24 protein-coding genes are annotated in these 13,976 nt (G+C 58.8%); 9 read left to right on the top strand and 15 right to left on the bottom strand.

The genetic code is table 11. The features are described 5' to 3' along the window. Position 1 precedes the first annotated feature (1 nt). The 8 genes from AC2I9W_RS10675 to AC2I9W_RS10710 form a co-directional block, all read right to left on the bottom strand. The gene (locus AC2I9W_RS10675) at positions 2-148 is read right to left on the bottom strand and encodes a hypothetical protein (RefSeq protein WP_486409942.1); all 147 of its coding nucleotides are present in this window, start codon (positions 146-148) and stop codon (positions 2-4) included. Then, positions 145-540: a hypothetical protein gene (locus AC2I9W_RS10680; RefSeq protein WP_486409943.1), complete on the bottom strand. Its 396-nt coding sequence runs from the start codon at positions 538-540 to the stop codon at positions 145-147. Before AC2I9W_RS10680 ends, AC2I9W_RS10675 begins: the two co-directional genes overlap by 4 nt. Continuing rightward, positions 537-1,118, bottom strand: coding sequence for a replication endonuclease (locus tag AC2I9W_RS10685; RefSeq protein ID WP_486409944.1), 582 nt, complete (start codon positions 1,116-1,118; stop codon positions 537-539). Before AC2I9W_RS10685 ends, AC2I9W_RS10680 begins: the two co-directional genes overlap by 4 nt. Continuing rightward, positions 1,115-1,441 (bottom strand): hypothetical protein, encoded by a 327-nt coding sequence (locus AC2I9W_RS10690; protein ID WP_486409945.1) that lies wholly within the window; start codon positions 1,439-1,441, stop codon positions 1,115-1,117. Before AC2I9W_RS10690 ends, AC2I9W_RS10685 begins: the two co-directional genes overlap by 4 nt. Beyond that, positions 1,438-1,839, bottom strand: a complete 402-nt coding sequence (locus tag AC2I9W_RS10695) for a DUF7673 family protein (protein WP_486409946.1) — start codon at positions 1,837-1,839, stop codon at positions 1,438-1,440. The genes AC2I9W_RS10690 and AC2I9W_RS10695 overlap by 4 nt, the downstream gene beginning before the upstream one ends. A 101-nt stretch (positions 1,840-1,940) precedes the next feature. Next, positions 1,941-2,351 (bottom strand): Ogr/Delta-like zinc finger protein, encoded by a 411-nt coding sequence (locus AC2I9W_RS10700; RefSeq protein WP_486409947.1) that lies wholly within the window; start codon positions 2,349-2,351, stop codon positions 1,941-1,943. 10 nt (positions 2,352-2,361) lie between these two features. After that, positions 2,362-2,673, bottom strand: a complete 312-nt coding sequence (locus AC2I9W_RS10705) for a DNA-binding protein (protein WP_486409948.1) — start codon at positions 2,671-2,673, stop codon at positions 2,362-2,364. Positions 2,674-2,771: 98 nt separating this feature from the next. Beyond that, entirely contained in the window at positions 2,772-3,029 is a 258-nt protein-coding gene (locus tag AC2I9W_RS10710; RefSeq protein ID WP_486409949.1) for a hypothetical protein, read from the bottom strand. Positions 3,030-3,065: 36 nt separating this feature from the next. On the opposite strand from AC2I9W_RS10710, the gene AC2I9W_RS10715 reads away from it, so the two are divergent. The 3 genes from AC2I9W_RS10715 to AC2I9W_RS10725 all read left to right on the top strand — a co-directional run bounded on the left by AC2I9W_RS10715 (position 3,066) and on the right by AC2I9W_RS10725 (position 3,810). Beyond that, positions 3,066-3,260 carry a hypothetical protein gene (locus AC2I9W_RS10715; protein ID WP_486409950.1) on the top strand — a complete coding sequence of 65 codons (195 nt, stop codon included), beginning with the start codon at positions 3,066-3,068 and terminating at the stop codon, positions 3,258-3,260. A 31-nt stretch (positions 3,261-3,291) separates the two neighbouring features. After that, positions 3,292-3,486: a hypothetical protein gene (locus AC2I9W_RS10720; RefSeq protein ID WP_486409951.1), complete on the top strand. Its 195-nt coding sequence runs from the start codon at positions 3,292-3,294 to the stop codon at positions 3,484-3,486. A gap of 90 nt (positions 3,487-3,576) precedes the next feature. Beyond that, a complete protein-coding gene (locus tag AC2I9W_RS10725; RefSeq protein ID WP_486409952.1) occupies positions 3,577-3,810 on the top strand; it encodes a hypothetical protein in 234 nt (77 codons plus the stop codon). On the opposite strand, the gene AC2I9W_RS10730 is transcribed toward AC2I9W_RS10725, so the two are convergent. After that, complete coding sequence (locus AC2I9W_RS10730) at positions 3,794-3,988, bottom strand: hypothetical protein (RefSeq protein WP_486409953.1); 195 nt, start codon at positions 3,986-3,988, stop codon at positions 3,794-3,796. The genes AC2I9W_RS10725 and AC2I9W_RS10730 overlap by 17 nt on opposite strands. A gap of 73 nt (positions 3,989-4,061) precedes the next feature. Between AC2I9W_RS10730 and AC2I9W_RS10735 the strand changes: the two genes are divergently transcribed. The 6 genes from AC2I9W_RS10735 to AC2I9W_RS10760 are packed head-to-tail and all read left to right on the top strand — an operon-like array spanning position 4,062 to position 7,392. Continuing rightward, on the top strand, positions 4,062-4,787 hold the full coding sequence (locus tag AC2I9W_RS10735) for an XRE family transcriptional regulator (RefSeq protein ID WP_486409954.1): 726 nt from the start codon (positions 4,062-4,064) through the stop codon (positions 4,785-4,787). Continuing rightward, a complete protein-coding gene (locus AC2I9W_RS10740; RefSeq protein ID WP_486409955.1) occupies positions 4,784-5,056 on the top strand; it encodes a hypothetical protein in 273 nt (90 codons plus the stop codon). The genes AC2I9W_RS10735 and AC2I9W_RS10740 overlap by 4 nt, the downstream gene beginning before the upstream one ends. A 14-nt stretch (positions 5,057-5,070) precedes the next feature. After that, positions 5,071-5,334 carry a hypothetical protein gene (locus AC2I9W_RS10745; RefSeq protein WP_486409956.1) on the top strand — a complete coding sequence of 88 codons (264 nt, stop codon included), beginning with the start codon at positions 5,071-5,073 and terminating at the stop codon, positions 5,332-5,334. 51 nt (positions 5,335-5,385) lie between these two features. Beyond that, positions 5,386-5,691 carry a YdcA family protein gene (locus tag AC2I9W_RS10750; RefSeq protein WP_486409957.1) on the top strand — a complete coding sequence of 102 codons (306 nt, stop codon included), beginning with the start codon at positions 5,386-5,388 and terminating at the stop codon, positions 5,689-5,691. 20 nt (positions 5,692-5,711) lie between these two features. Further along, positions 5,712-6,677 (top strand): HipA domain-containing protein, encoded by a 966-nt coding sequence (locus tag AC2I9W_RS10755; RefSeq protein ID WP_486409958.1) that lies wholly within the window; start codon positions 5,712-5,714, stop codon positions 6,675-6,677. Then, positions 6,664-7,392, top strand: coding sequence for an HIRAN domain-containing protein (locus AC2I9W_RS10760; protein WP_486409959.1), 729 nt, complete (start codon positions 6,664-6,666; stop codon positions 7,390-7,392). The genes AC2I9W_RS10755 and AC2I9W_RS10760 overlap by 14 nt, the downstream gene beginning before the upstream one ends. A 207-nt stretch (positions 7,393-7,599) precedes the next feature. Here AC2I9W_RS10760 and AC2I9W_RS10765 read toward each other — a convergent pair whose 3' ends face one another. From AC2I9W_RS10765 to AC2I9W_RS10790, 6 genes are all read right to left on the bottom strand, one after another. After that, on the bottom strand, positions 7,600-8,889 hold the full coding sequence (locus AC2I9W_RS10765) for a Y-family DNA polymerase (protein WP_486409960.1): 1,290 nt from the start codon (positions 8,887-8,889) through the stop codon (positions 7,600-7,602). Between the two features lie 4 nt (positions 8,890-8,893). Next, a complete protein-coding gene (locus AC2I9W_RS10770) occupies positions 8,894-9,334 on the bottom strand; it encodes a translesion error-prone DNA polymerase V autoproteolytic subunit (RefSeq protein WP_158390559.1) in 441 nt (146 codons plus the stop codon). Between the two features lie 50 nt (positions 9,335-9,384). Next, positions 9,385-9,657 carry a hypothetical protein gene (locus AC2I9W_RS10775; protein WP_486409961.1) on the bottom strand — a complete coding sequence of 91 codons (273 nt, stop codon included), beginning with the start codon at positions 9,655-9,657 and terminating at the stop codon, positions 9,385-9,387. A gap of 101 nt (positions 9,658-9,758) precedes the next feature. Beyond that, a complete protein-coding gene (locus AC2I9W_RS10780; RefSeq protein WP_486409962.1) occupies positions 9,759-10,853 on the bottom strand; it encodes a contractile injection system protein, VgrG/Pvc8 family in 1,095 nt (364 codons plus the stop codon). Between the two features lie 5 nt (positions 10,854-10,858). Next, positions 10,859-11,317 carry a phage tail protein gene (locus AC2I9W_RS10785; protein WP_486409963.1) on the bottom strand — a complete coding sequence of 153 codons (459 nt, stop codon included), beginning with the start codon at positions 11,315-11,317 and terminating at the stop codon, positions 10,859-10,861. A gap of 14 nt (positions 11,318-11,331) precedes the next feature. After that, positions 11,332-13,974, bottom strand: coding sequence for a phage tail tape measure protein (locus AC2I9W_RS10790; RefSeq protein WP_486409964.1), 2,643 nt, complete (start codon positions 13,972-13,974; stop codon positions 11,332-11,334). Positions 13,975-13,976 lie beyond the last annotated feature (2 nt).

Here is a 13,976-nt window from a genome sequence, read left to right on the forward strand (position 1 = left end):
CTCACACCCTCACTGCAGACAGATACCGGGGCATGCCATACAGCTGCTCGGCAAAAGCCCACGCCAAATCGCGGCTGGGGGCGCTGATGACCAGACGGCGGCGCACGCCCTGGGCATCCACATGGGTCACGTTGTAGTGGCGGCTCATGCGGCACCTCGCACGGCTTTGACCCACGCCCACAACACCGCAGCAATGCAAACTGCGCACAGCACAATGGCAGCCCAGTACCAAAATGTGCTGCCCGTCCATACCGCAGCCGCGCTGCCGATGAGCTGCATCCCGTAGACCATGAACAGACCACGCATGCCCACCTCCGTTTTGAAGCTCTTTTTGTCCGCGTTTGCCCGCACCTTGCTGCTGCTTGCCTTTGGGGCGTTCTCTCTGTGGCGCTGGTTGGGCGCCGATCCTTCGCAGCGCTCTTGGCTGGGGCTTGCCGTTTCAGTGTTGTCGCTGGTGCTGTGGCTGGTCACGTTGCTGTGCAGTTGGCATATCGCCGTGCTGGAAGAGCGAGCGTCTTCAAAGCGTGAATAGCGGCTCATGCGGCACCGCCTTCCGCGCGCACGGATGCTGCTGCACCGATGACTTGAAAGCGACGGATACCCCAGGTAGAGGCCCACACCATGTCATGCTGCTCACTTTTGGCCAGCGCTTTGACGCAGTAGTAAGCTGCTCCAGCAGACAGTTCACGAGTGCTGGCCACCCCTTTATATGCAGGCCCCCAACTTGAATCAGGGTCTCTGAAGTACCTGTGAATGGCGGCTTCCAGCACTGAAACTTGCTCAGGCTTTTCAAACCAAGCCATCACATGCCAATGAGGTGTTCCATCACGCAGTGGCTCCACCATACGTAGCCCGTACAGAGCAACGTTATTGCGCTTGAGCTGCACACGCACTCTCTTCCAGCGCTCACACAGCCATTGATTACCGTCAAGCGGCGTCAACCCTTTTTCATACTCAGAGTTCGCAATTGACGCGCCGCCATATTGAACTCGTGTTGGGTGGAACCGGCTGGGAAGGGTGAGCGTCAAAAAAACGCCAGAGTGCTCTTTTGTCGCTGCATTAGCCATGCAGGCTTGAACAATGGCGCCATAGCGCTGGATTGAACGGCTCAAATTCATACAGCACCGCCTTCCTTGCGGGCAGAAATTGCCGCAGCGTTCTCCGCAGCTTGGTATGCGGCCCACTCTTCGGCGCTCATATCGCCCGCCACCTCGGCCATATATGCCCCGGCGCGCAGCAGCTTCTCCAGTTGCTGGATCAGCCCTGACGGCAGCTCTACGCTGGTAAAGCCATGAGCGGTTTGCACATCCATGCACACACGGCGCTCTTTGCCTTGGGGATCGGTGCAGGCCCAGACGGCCAGACAGCTTTGAGGCCCAAGCTCTATGCCGCCCACTCTGGCCAGACGGCGGGCGGCTGGTCTTGTTTGTGCAACGCTCATGCCGCACCGCCTTGCTGCACAAAAGTCAGCTCTTCAATGGCGTGCACGGGGAACAAGAACGCCTTCTTGCACTTGCCCTTCATGCGCCACTTGTGGGCCAGGTGTTCAAAGCGCTCGCCAAAGTCACGCTGGCCGTACAAAGCATTCAGCCAGGCATGCACCTCCATTTGCGGGCGGCTGTCAAAGCGCATCAAAGCCAGAGCGTCATCCAGCATCTGGGCATCCAGCAGGCGCAGATCGGTCAGATCGAACGGAAAGCGCGTGCCGTTGTAAAGGCCCAGCAGCAGACCAGCGGCCACCTTGGCACCGCTGTGGCTGTGCCCCCAGGCCAGAAAGAAGAAGCGCGAAAGAATGGCCAGCTCTCGCTGACTTACCGTGTTTTGGGCTGTTGCAGACATGGTGTTCCTCCAGTTTTTGGGCGTAAAAAGGGCCGCAGCGCCTGCAAACAGGCTCTGTCGGTGCTATCGAAATGGGTGGTTGGGCGCTAGGCGCCAGTGGGTCAGCCCGGTGCTGGGCTACCCATGAAAAGGTCACCCGTCACAGGCTGCGTGTAGCGCGGCTGGTGCGGGGCGGTGTCGGCGTGATCCAGCACGGCGCGCACCACATCGCGTCGCACATGGCTGGACACGGGGATGTTGATCGACGGGTCCGGCGTGGCCCCCACGTTCAGCATCCGGTCAATCTGGCTGTTCACCACAAACGAGCAGGCGCACTCCGGGTTCGAGCAGATATAGGTCGTCTCGCGCATGGTGCGGGTCAGCATGCCGCTGGTGCGAATCGTGCAAAGGTGGTCGCAATGCGGGCAGGGCCAGCGCGTCCCCTCTCTGTGCACCTCCTTGCCCTTGCGGCGCTTGAAGGTCAGCACTTGGTAGCCGCCTTCGGGTGGGGTGACTCTCTCGTCTGCGTACATCGGCAGCCCCTTACTCGCCGCAGCTGGCACGGTTGGCCGGGCCGCACTCGCCGCCGCCAGAGCGGGCGCAGTGGCAATACGCCCCCACACGGCTCAGCACGCCAATGGCGTCCAGATATTCACGGCTGACAAGCACATAGCCCGCTGCGCCCACAATGGCGTCCAGCTTGGCCACCGGCACACCCTGCTGGCCGCTGAGCACCCGGCTGACATTGCTGGCATCCCAGCCTGCAGCCTCGGCCACAGCGCTGCGAGGCTGGCTCAGGTTCTGGCGCAGCACCCGCTCAATGGTCCCGGCTGAAATAGGGGGGCGCATGTTCATGATGGTTTCCTTCCGTGGATGCTCAGCGCGCAACGCCACGCAAAACAAGTTGCGTGTGATTGCGTGAGGTATTGCGCAAGATGCAGTGCATGAACTTCTCAGCCCCGTGCATTGACTGCCGCCGAAGCACCGCCGCCCTTGTGGGCCGCGATGATGGCCTGCTCGGACTCAAGGTCTGCCAGACCCCGCGAGATCAGCTCGCGGATCACACCGGCAATGCTGCTGCTGCCGCCACGGGCGGCCACGATCTCGCGCACCTTGCGGTGGTTCTCTGCGCCTTGTTTGCCAAAACGGAAATAGACCAGGTCGTCCGGCTTGGGAGCGGCCTGCTGTGTTACTGCATCTGGCTTGGTCATAATGCGTCGTTAAGAGTTGTGAACGGAGTACAAAGAATGAGCATTGACAAAGAGCTGTTTCAGCTGGCTGCCGAAATGGTTTTGAAAGACGGCATCCCTGACTTTTCGTCGTCTGTTTATGTGAAGCGCTGCAAAAAAAGCATCACTCAGACCTATCAACTGCTGCAGGAGACTGCGGCAGAAATTGAGGCTGGGCGGATTCACGACGAGCAGCCTCGCACTGGTTCGTAGTTCGTTTTTCGACACCACGAAACAAAACACCTTGCAGGCCCAGCACATCAGTGATGCGCAGGTGGGTTGTGGCGCCCGGCGCAACAGCCTCAACGATCTGTGCTGTTTGGCTGACGATGGCGGCAAGCACTTCTTCAAGCGCTTGCGTGCTGTCGATCTGTTCGCTCTTGAACCGGATGTGGATTGCTACATCACCCGCACCGACTTCATCGTGATAGAGCACTGACAGGGGCTTTTTAGAGGTCTGCTTAGTCGTTGTCATGGCGGTGGTTTGTTAAGTTAAGAATTAATTGACTATGTTTAAGAAGGGAAGGCAATGAGTTACTCGGCGGATCAACTGCTTTTGGCGGCAAAGGTTTTTGAAATGGCGAATGAACGTTGGCGCAAGGCTTGCCACGTTGACGCACAAAAAGCGCAAAAAGCAGGCCTTCTTCCAGAAGAAGTTCCGGCGTGGATGGACACCTGGGAGGAAGCAAATCCAAAGCATGAGTTTGTTGAAAGCGTTCTTGTCGATTTGCGCGAGGTGGCAGACCTCATTGACCGTCATTGAGCCTAGAGCCTCTCCTTAAGCGCTCACGCCGCTCCAGCTCATCGGCCACCGCCTGCGCCATGCGCTGCCTTTGGTCGGCTTTCGGTGCGCCACAGTGACAGCAGTGCGCAGCCGTGGATGGTTGGGCGGCATCTGCTTCAGGGTGACCCGCTGCGGGGCTGGGGTTGGTAGTGTTCATGGCGGTGGTTTGTTAAGAAGTGATGCGATCTTATCCGAAATTTCGGATTGGTCAATAAAAAATGGGATTTGTTATGAATAAATCCGGTAATTCGGATTTCAAGCAATCTGTTGCCAACCGTTTGAAAGAGGCCTGTGAAGAGCTTGGCTTGACGGGCGTGGGCATCTCCAAAGATGGCGGCTTTGCCACAAGCACAGTCAACAACTGGCTGAACGGTGTCTCTGCACCCAGCGCCGAATTTCTGGCATATGCCCAGAATTTGGGAATTGACGTTGGCTTCATCCTGACTGGCACTGGAGCGCAATTCAGTCAGGCACTTGCCTCATCGAAGCGGAGTTTTTCCGGCTCCGCACCCGCCCCCGCCACCAATGAAGACACGATCTATGTCCCACTGCTGAGTGCCACCGGCAGCATGGGGCCGGGCAATGAGCTGCTGAGCGAAGACGTCATCCTCAACGACGTACCGTTTTCACGCCGCTGGCTGGCCACCCACCTGCCGCGATGCAGGCCTGCGGCCATCAAGCTGATTCACGCCTATGGCGACAGCATGCACGGCACGCTGGAAAGCGGTGACTTCTGCCTGGTCGATACCGATGTGATTGAAGTGCTGGTGGACGGCGTGTATGTGCTCGAAGCGCACAGCCGCCTCTTTATCAAGCGCGTGCGCCAGCGGCTCGATGGCCGCTATGAGGTCAGCAGCGATAACGAGGCCATCAAGACCTCCGACATCCTCGACGGCTCCGAGCAAATCTGCATCAAGGGCCGCGTGGTGTATGGGTGGAATGGGAGAAGGTTTTGACAATCAATATGCAAGATCAAGCAAGCAATGACGTTGATGTACTTGCCCAGGCCACCACGGCAGTGACTGTGGTAGTTGGGCTGTTGCTCAAGCATCTGGTGGCATCTGGCAATCTGGATGCAAAGGCTATGTTGTCCACGATTGACATGTATCGCCAGGATGTGGAGCAGGGCAGCATGTCCGAGAGTGAGAAAAGTGCGACCCGTTCGGTGCTGAAGCTCATTGATGGTTGTCTTGTCGATGAAAAAGCAGATGGGGCAAGCGAATGAGCAATGTGTATGACATGGCCACGCGCCTCAAAAGCGAGTTGCAGGGATCAGGTGAACCACCCGACAATGGCGATATGGAACCACGTATTGCAAAGCTGGAAGCCCTCACTGAAAAAACGGATGCGCGTCTGTATTCCATCGAGAAGGAATTGGCCGTTATTCGTGCAGAGATGAAGGCCAACATCGCCGAGGCCAAGAACAGCATCATCATGTGGGTGGTCAGCGCTATTTTGCTGGCGCAACTTCTGCCCGCGCTTCTCAAAAAACTGGGACTGTGATACGGCCCGCTAATGCTATTCAAAACAATAGCTGCTTGCGCTTTCCTGCTCTTGGTTTTATCCAGTTTTGAGGCTTATTCCGCCAACTACCCCTGCTCCGGCAAAAAGGGCGGGGTGTCGCATTGCGCGGGTGAGAAGTTTGTCTGCAATGACGGCTCGATCAGCGGCTCCAAGCGCAGCTGCAGCGCAGCGACGGGCGGCGGTGCCAGCCGTGCGCTGGGCCTGACGTCACAGCCCAAACCGGCCAGGTCTGCTGGCGGCGACTGCAGCTGCCGCAGCGGCAATATCTGCACCGGGCCGCGTGGTGGGCGGTATTGCTATTCGGATTCGGGGCGCAAGAGTTATGTGCGGCGGTGAAGCGCTGTATGCGAGAAGGCATGTCATATCTAGTTCAGAGTGAAATCATTGATGTCAGCTCATGGGAGATTGACCAGAATTTCGGCGTTTTCCCAGCGGGAGCTCGGGCCAAAGATGCTGTGATTGCGCCTCAGGATTGCGATAGGGATTTGTTGATTCCTGGGCGTCGGTATTTGCTGAAGCGTTCCCAGAAAAGGTATCCAGACCAGTTCTTGGGCGAAATTGTTGCTTATCGCATCGGCAAGATACTCGGCTTTGACACTCCTCCAACCTTCATAGGGATTGATCGCCGAAACGGTGTTGTGGGGGCACTTGTACAGTGGTTCTACGAGGACACCTCAGAGCACTTTGTGCCTGCCGGAGACTTTCTACAGGTCATCAATCCTGCATTTGATCGCAGGCTTGGAGAGGCTCATAACGTAGTGGACAACGCTCTATTGATGCGGGCGTTGTCTTTGTTGAAGCAGGATCAATTCCGGGGCGTAGATTGGCGCAATTGGTGGATGGATGCATTGGCCTTTGATGCGTTGATCGGAAACACAGACCGCCATCAGGAAAATTGGGGATTCATTTATAGTCCCAGCCTCGAAAAGCTGCGTTTTGCTCCACTGTTCGACAACGGTACGAGCCTAGGCCAAGACCGCTTCCCTCATCTAGTTGATACCTGGTCTGAGGATCAACTGAACCAATATATTGATCGCGGCCGATCGCACATGACTTGGTCGCTGCATAGTGGCCGTGAGTGCCTGTTTGTAGTACTTCGAAAGTACCTTGAGCATTTTCGAGAGCATCTGGGCATCAAGGAATTGCAGTCGCGACTGGAGGTTTCGCCTGATCAAATCAGATGTTGCCTTGATGATCTCTTGCCGTTGATGACTCCACCGCCACCGTTTCGTCACCTTGCAACTGATCGTGTAGAGTGGATTGAGCGCAATTTGCTGCGCCGTTTGGAAATTTTGAAAGAGTTGCTCAATGAGTTCAATTAGCCATCTTTGCGAGCCGACAAAGCTTTTGCTGACATGGCAAGGGCTAGAGTCGGCTGTTGAGCCAAAAGCCCGTCATCGATATGTCGTTGGTGAGTTGATACCATCGACAGACCACACCACTGCAAAGTTGCGCTATCTGCGTGAATCCGAAGACTTTTACAATGCTTCGCTTTATGGATTTCAGGGGCATCCTGCTTTTCCGCTGACATCGAAAGAGACGGAGATCAGTGATGTGTTGCCGACGTTTTTGCGTCGACTGCCTCCACGCAAGCGTGAAGATTTCCCTGCTTTTCTGCAGCGCCATATGCTGCCGAGTCCATTTGAGCTTTCCGACTTTGCCTTGCTGGGCTACACAGGCGCTCGCTTGCCAAGTGACGGCTTTACGCTTTCCCCTGTATTTGATTGCGCTGACTTGCCGTGCGAGCTTGTAACTGATTTGGCCGGTACTCGTCACCATGCGACACAAGCGGCAGTAAATGCAGTCAATATTGGCGATGCAGCTACTCTGATTTTGGAGCCAGACAATGAGCATGACTCTCAAGCTATCAGAGTTGAAATTAGAGGGCAGAAGTTTGGCTATATCAATCGCGTTATCAAAAGCAATATTCATGCATGGATGAGTTGCGCAGATGTCACCGCAACGGTGTGCAAAAAAAATGGAACGCCAGAGAGGCCTTTGATTTATGTCAGGGTTTCTGCGACCCCACGAGGTTGAACTAAAAAAGGACGCACGATCGTCCTTTTTTTATGCCTTTTTTTGCTCTTCAGCATCTCGCTTTCTTGAGCATCTGCGACTTGGTGATCTAAGTGCCGCTTCCACTGAGACAGTTCTTCTTTGAGCACTTAGTCTTGCACATCAATCTTATCCTTCCAGTCTGTGGCCCGATGGGTGATTGCGTCGGATAGCCCTAAGATGCCGCCCTTAACTCACGGTCGGCATGTTGTTCACGCTGGCAATGTAGTTGGGAGTCTTCCGCTGCTGCCGCATGCCCCAGCCCGCTGACTGCAGGGCGCTGGCCACACCCACAGTGCCCTTGCCCCAGCGGGCATTGATCTGGTCCATGGTCTCCATCAGTGCGCTGCGGTCGCGCACGGGCGGCGGGGCATCCTGAAGCAGCGATGCTTGCTCTACCGTGCAGGATGACAAGTCCATCAAGATCACACCGGCCTTGGCCAGCCGGTAGCCGGGTTCAAAGAACTCACGCACGCCGCGCATGGCGGCGTCCACCAGCACGGCGGTGTCTGCGCTGGGCGGGTGCAGTTGCAGGGTGGCGCTGCCGCTAAAGGGTTCGTCGCGCTCGCGGAATGGGCTGGTGCGGGCAAACACATGCAGCATGCCTGCACGGTGCTGCTGGGCGCGCAGCTTTTCAGCGGCGCGCTGGGCAAAGTGGCTGACAGCCTCCAGCAGCGGCTGCAGCTCGGTCACCGGCTGGCCGAATGAGCGAGTGCAGGCGATCTGCTGTTTGGGCGGTGCCTGCAGCTCCAGTGCTATGCAGGGGGTGCCTTGCAGCTCGCGCACGGTGCGCTCCAGCACCACGCCGAAGTGGCTGCGAACGGTGGCAATGGGCATGTTGCGCAGCTGCCATGCGGTGCCGATACCCAGTGCGGCCAGGTGCTTGCTGGTCTGCTTGCCCACACCCCAGACCTCGCCCACAGGGGTGCTTTGCAGAATGGTTTGCAGCTGCGCGGCCGACAGCTCGGCAAAGTTGCAGACGCGCATCAGCTCGGGCGCGTAGCTGCCGGGCTTGCGCTCAGCGTCTTTGGCCACATGGTTGGCCAGCTTGGCCAAGGTCTTGGTGGGAGCGATGCCGATGCATGTGGGTATGCCAATGCCGCGCAGGATGCGATCACGAATCACCCAGGCGCGGCGGGTAACTTCGGGTACGCCTTTCAGGTCGATGAAGCATTCATCGATGCTGTATTCCTCCAGCTGCGGGCCCAGGGCCGAGGCAAGGCTCATCATGCGCTCGCTCATGTCGCCATACAGAGGGAAGTTGGCACTGAGGGCGACCAGCCCGGCTTCGTCGTGCAAATGCCTGATCTTGAAATATGGCTCGCCCATCTTGATGCCCAGCGCCTTGGCTTCTTCGCTGCGGGCCACGGCGCAGCCATCATTATTTGATAGCACGACCACGGGCACGCGCTTGAGGCTGGGCCTGAAAACGCGCTCGCAGCTTACATAGAAGTTGTTGCCGTCGAGCAGGGCATACATGGCGTCACCATTTACGAAAGCGTCGCACGCTGGAGGTGACCACGCCCCACAGCTCGATGGTCTGACCTTCGCGCGGGCGAATGTCGGGGTAGGTGGGGTTTTCCGGGCGCAGCATGAAGACGCCGTTGCGCTGATAGAGGCGCTTGCAGGTGAATTCTCCGTCCACCTCGGCAATGACGATGTCGTCATGCACGGCGCGCAGCACCTTGTCCACGACCAGCCAGTCGCCGTCATAGAGGCCTGCGCCAATCATGCTGTCGCCACGCAGCGGCATGACAAAGGTGGTGGCCGGGTGCTGGATCAGGCTCTTGGCCAAGTCAAAACGGGTGGTGCCAAAGTCTTCAGCCGGGCTGGGAAAGCCTGCCCGCACGCAGCCCACAACCATGGGCAGCTCCAGCGGGGTGCTGGCCACGGGCACAGGAATGCATGTGTTGATACTGTTCATGCATACAGTATATCCGCCGGCTATTTTCCGAGTTTGTGATGCTGCCCCCGTTACCGACTCTGGTTTTTGTACTCTTCAGCATCCTCGATGTACTTGCCGCGCAGGGCATCCATCATGAATTGATAGGCGCCCCAGATACCCAGCAAGACCCCCGCGCCATAGATCACCATTGCGGCAAAGGAAATGGTTGATGCATCGACCGGCGTGGACTCAAGGTTCAGCAAGATGTTGACCACACGCGAGATCATGACCGCGATGATGCAGATACCAACACCGTGCGCCACGATGACGGGCCCGCGCCATTTTCCAAATCTCTTGGCCATGCGGCCAGTGTCAAAAAGCCAAAGCATGATTTTCCCCTCCTCTTGCAACTGCATTCTGCCCAGAAGCTGGCAGGTGTACAGGGTTTGAAGAGATTTGGCTGTTAGTCCTTTGCCTCAACCGGACCACCACGTTCCATCTGAGCCTTGGTCGTCCAGCCACTGCCTTCATTGAGGGTGTGGCTGACTTCTTTGACCAGCCAGTCTTCGCCGTCAATATCGTCCTTCCAGCCCGAGACCTTGATGGGGGACTGCGCTGTGATCTCGGGGCTGCCCACGGCCAGCGATAGCTCAAAGGTGGCGGTGCCGCGTGCCAGGCGCTGCATTTCGGAGCGGGCCGCATCGAGCGCGTCTTTCTCGCTGGCATAGGTTTCCTTGAGGCTTTTGACGTTGCCCGTCTTTTTACCCGCCACGGCTGTTTTGCGTTTGCCGTTGACGCGGTCTGACCAGTAGGCCTTGACGCCATCAAACGCATCGCGGGCGCTGCTGGACCAGCGGTGCTGGTCGCCGTCCTGGCGGGTGATGTGCACGGTGGGCAGCTTCTCGCCCTTGCTGTTTTTGCTGCCGTTGATGGGCATGAAGAGCAGGTGCTTTTTCTTGACTGTGGCCACGGCGTCGTACTTGCGGGCCAGGCGGGTCAGAAAGTGCATATCGCTTTCATTGGTCTGGGTGAGGTGGGGGATGGCGACCTTGGCCAGCGTGCTATCGACCTTGTGGGTGAGCTGGCTGTTTTTGGCCAGGTCGGCAATGACGGTACCCAGCGTGGTGTTCTTCCAGCTTTTTTCCTTGCGGGTGCGTATCTCTCCGCCCATGTCGGCGGCTCGGGCGCGGATGGTGATGCGGTCGGGGGTGCCGCTGTGCTCGACCTCATCGACCACAAAGCTGCCTTTGTCCACCAGTTGCTGGCCCCGCCAGCCGATGTGCAGCTCGATCTCGGCTTCTTTGCGGGGAATTTCCAGCAGGCCGTCGTGGTCGTCCAGCTCCAGGTCCAGCTGGTCGGCGGTGTTTTCACGGCCTTCGGTCAGGCTCAGGCTTATCAGGCGCGGGGCCAGCTTGGGGGTGATGTCTTTGCCCGCCACCTTGAGCTCATAGGTGGGGGTGAGGTGCTCGCGGCGGGGCCGGGGCTTTTCTGGCTCTTGCGCCGGGGCTGTGTTGGTGGTGTTGCCGGTGGTGTTGCCGGTGGTGGTGGTTTCAGCCATGGTGCTTATTCTTCGCCGGGGGCCACGTACTGGTACTGGCCTTGTTCGTTGACGTTGACTTCTGCACCGCCGGCGTTGTCGTCCACACGGGCCAGTTGCAGGTCAAAGCTGACTTTGCTGGGGTGGCCGTAGCGGTCGTGCAGGGTGCCGGTTTCGCTCAGGTTCTCCAGCACAAACTGGCCAAAGACTTCCCCTTCGCCGCTGACCATGGCAAAGGCCTGACCGCTGTCACCCATGGCGCGCAGCTCGTCCAGGCTGCGGTAGTCGCCCAGCTGGCCGGGGGCAATCCAGCCGCTGATGGCAAAGCTTTCATCACCCACGCCCACAAACTGGCGGGCGGGGCGGGCACCCACACGGCTATTGCTGGGGTGGCGCCAGCTGTTGCTGCGTTTGAGCTCCTGAAAGGCCAGCGTGTCCAGCGAGAAAACAAATTGGCCAAAGGCCATGAGCATGGAGCCGTGCATGGTGTGGCTGTCCTTTAACTAATGTCGTGCATGGCGCTGCGGCCCTTGCTGGCCTTCTGGCGCTCGCGTTTGTCCAGCTCGGCGGCCACGGCGCGGGCAATGGCGTTGGCATCCATGCCGGGCGCTGCGTGGATAGTGATGCTGTAGCTGCTGGGCGTTGCCGGGGCGCTGGCGGCTACACGGGGTGCCATGGCCGGGCCGCTGTTAATGGCTGAGCCTGCATCCATGGCACCCACCGGGGCTGCCGCCGCCCCGGCCATGGCCAGCGCTGCGGCACGCACACCGGCCTGGCCAGCGGCAATGCCGTTGGCTGCGCCCTCGCTGATCCAGCCGCCAAATTGGGTGAAGACCTTGGAGGGGCTGGCAATGCCCAGCTTTTCTTTAAACCACTGCGCGGCAGACGTGGCGGCACCGACCACGGAATCCTTGAGCGCTGCCAGCTTGCCGGTGATGCCGCCAATCAAGCCGTCCATGATGAAGCCGCCAAAGCTGCGGAATTGCTCAGGCACCTGAATGCCCAGCATGGACAGAGCGGAGGTGAACGCCGTCCACAGCAGCCCGAAGGGCGAGAAGTTCAGCAGGATCTGCACCCACTGGCTGACACCCATATTCATGAGGCTGGAGACGGTGGCCACAATGCTGGACCAGATGCTGCTGGCCACGCCCTCGATGCCTTCCCACAGGCTGGCCAGCCAGTTGGTAAAGCCAGACCAGAGCCCTTGCATCCAGGCTGAGAAGTCCGCCCATAGCAGCTTGCCGCCCGCTGCGATGTTCTCCCAGTTGCTGTAAAGCGCCCAGCCTGAAGTGATCAGCAAGCCAATAGGGCCCATAAAGCGCAGCAGCAGCAAGGCGCCGCGTGCCAGCAGAGGTAGCAGGCGGCCCGCACCCGTGGCCATGCTGCCAAAGGCACCACCCCCAGCAGCTACACCTGCCAGCTTGGCCAGCATCAGGCGTACCAGCATTCCCTTGGCCACTAGCAAGCCAAGCGGGATGAGCAGGGCTCCAATGATGGCCGTGAGGGCAGAGAACACCACAATCAAGCGCACCAGCCACTGGGAAGCGATGGGGTTGGCCTTGAACCAGTCGCCCACGCTGCGAATTCCGGAGGTGATGGTTTGTGCCCAGGCACGAATCTCACCCTGGTTGGCATCAAACAGGCTGATGCGCACATCCTCCCAGGTGCTGGACATTTCATCGAGGTCGCCGCTGAGGTTGTCGGCCATGATGCCGGCCGTCTTGCCCGCCGCGCCTGCGCTGTCGCGCACCTTGTTGAGGTATTCCAGAATGCCGCCTGAGCCTGCCTGCGTCAGCAGCTCGGTCATGGCGGCTGCAGGCTCTTCGCCAAAGATGGTTTTGAGCACTTCCAGCTTCTGAGCGCTTCCCATCTTCTCGGTTTGCTTGGCCAGCTTGGCCAGCACTTCCATGACGTTGAGGACGTTGCCCTTGGCGTCTCGGGTTTTGACGCCCAGCTTAGCCAGCATCTTGGAGGCACCGCCCGTGGGGGCGGACAGGCGCAGCAGCATGGCGCGCATGGCCGTGCCGCCTTTTTCACCCTGAATGCCGACATTACCCAGCAGACCAGCCATGGCAGCGGTGGTTTCCAAGTCCACGCCTGCAGCGCGGGCCACAGGGCCGACGTAACTCATGGTGTTGCCCAGCATCTCCAAGTTGACGTTGGAGGTGGTGAAAACCTTGGTGAGGGTGTCGGCTACGCTCCCCATCTTGCTGGGGTCAATGCCGTAGGCGCTCAAGATATTGGAGCTGATGTCAGCCGTGCGGCCCAAGTCGAGATCACCAGCCTTGGCCATGCTCAGCAAGCCGGGCATGGCACCTTGAATCGCTTTGGGGTCAAAGCCCGCCATGGCCAAAAATGCCTGCCCTTCGGCCGCTTGTGTGGCACTGAACATGGTGTTTGCGCCCAGCTCCAGAGCCTGAGCGCGCAGCATGGCGTAGTCGGCGCTGGACTTTTCCAGCCGAGAGAGGGCCTGTACCTTGGACATTTGTGCATCAAAGTCCACACCCGCATTCATCAGGCCCGCTGTGCCGCGCAGGGCACGCTGACCGGCATACATGCCCACAGCCCCCGCGCCAGCCATGCCCGCACCTACGGCCGCACCTTTGGCAGCCTGCTGCTGCAGCTTGGCCAGTCTGCGCTGTTCATCCCCTTGCCGCTTGAGGGCAGCCGTCTGGGTGTTGATGTGAGCGGTGGTGCTTGCAATGCTTGCTCGCAACTGTTTGTCGCTTGATGCGAGGTCTCGTGTCTTGATGCCCGCTGCATTGAGCTTGTCACGCAGTTGTTGCACCTTCGTCTGCTGCTCTTGGAACTTGATTCCTAACTGCGCCGCCTCATTGCGGGCTGCCTTCATGGCAGCAGTCATTTGCTTCGTTGGTGGGCCAGCCTGTGTATGGCTCGCGGCCAGCTGCCTCACTTGATCGCGTGCTGTCTTTAACTTGGCTTCCGTTTCACTCAAGCTGGTACGCATGGTACGAAACGAGTTCACATCTTTTTGGGTGGCCTGTAATTGCTTGAGCTGGTCCCGCGCAGCCTTGAGGGTCTGCGCAGTTTCCTGGCTGCCCTGGCTGATGCGCTTGAGCGGTGCCAGCGCCTTGTCCGCCAAATCCAGCACAACGCGCAAGCGCAGGTTTTTCTCAGCCATGG

The organism is Comamonas sp. FUJ_7 (assembly GCF_057369555.1).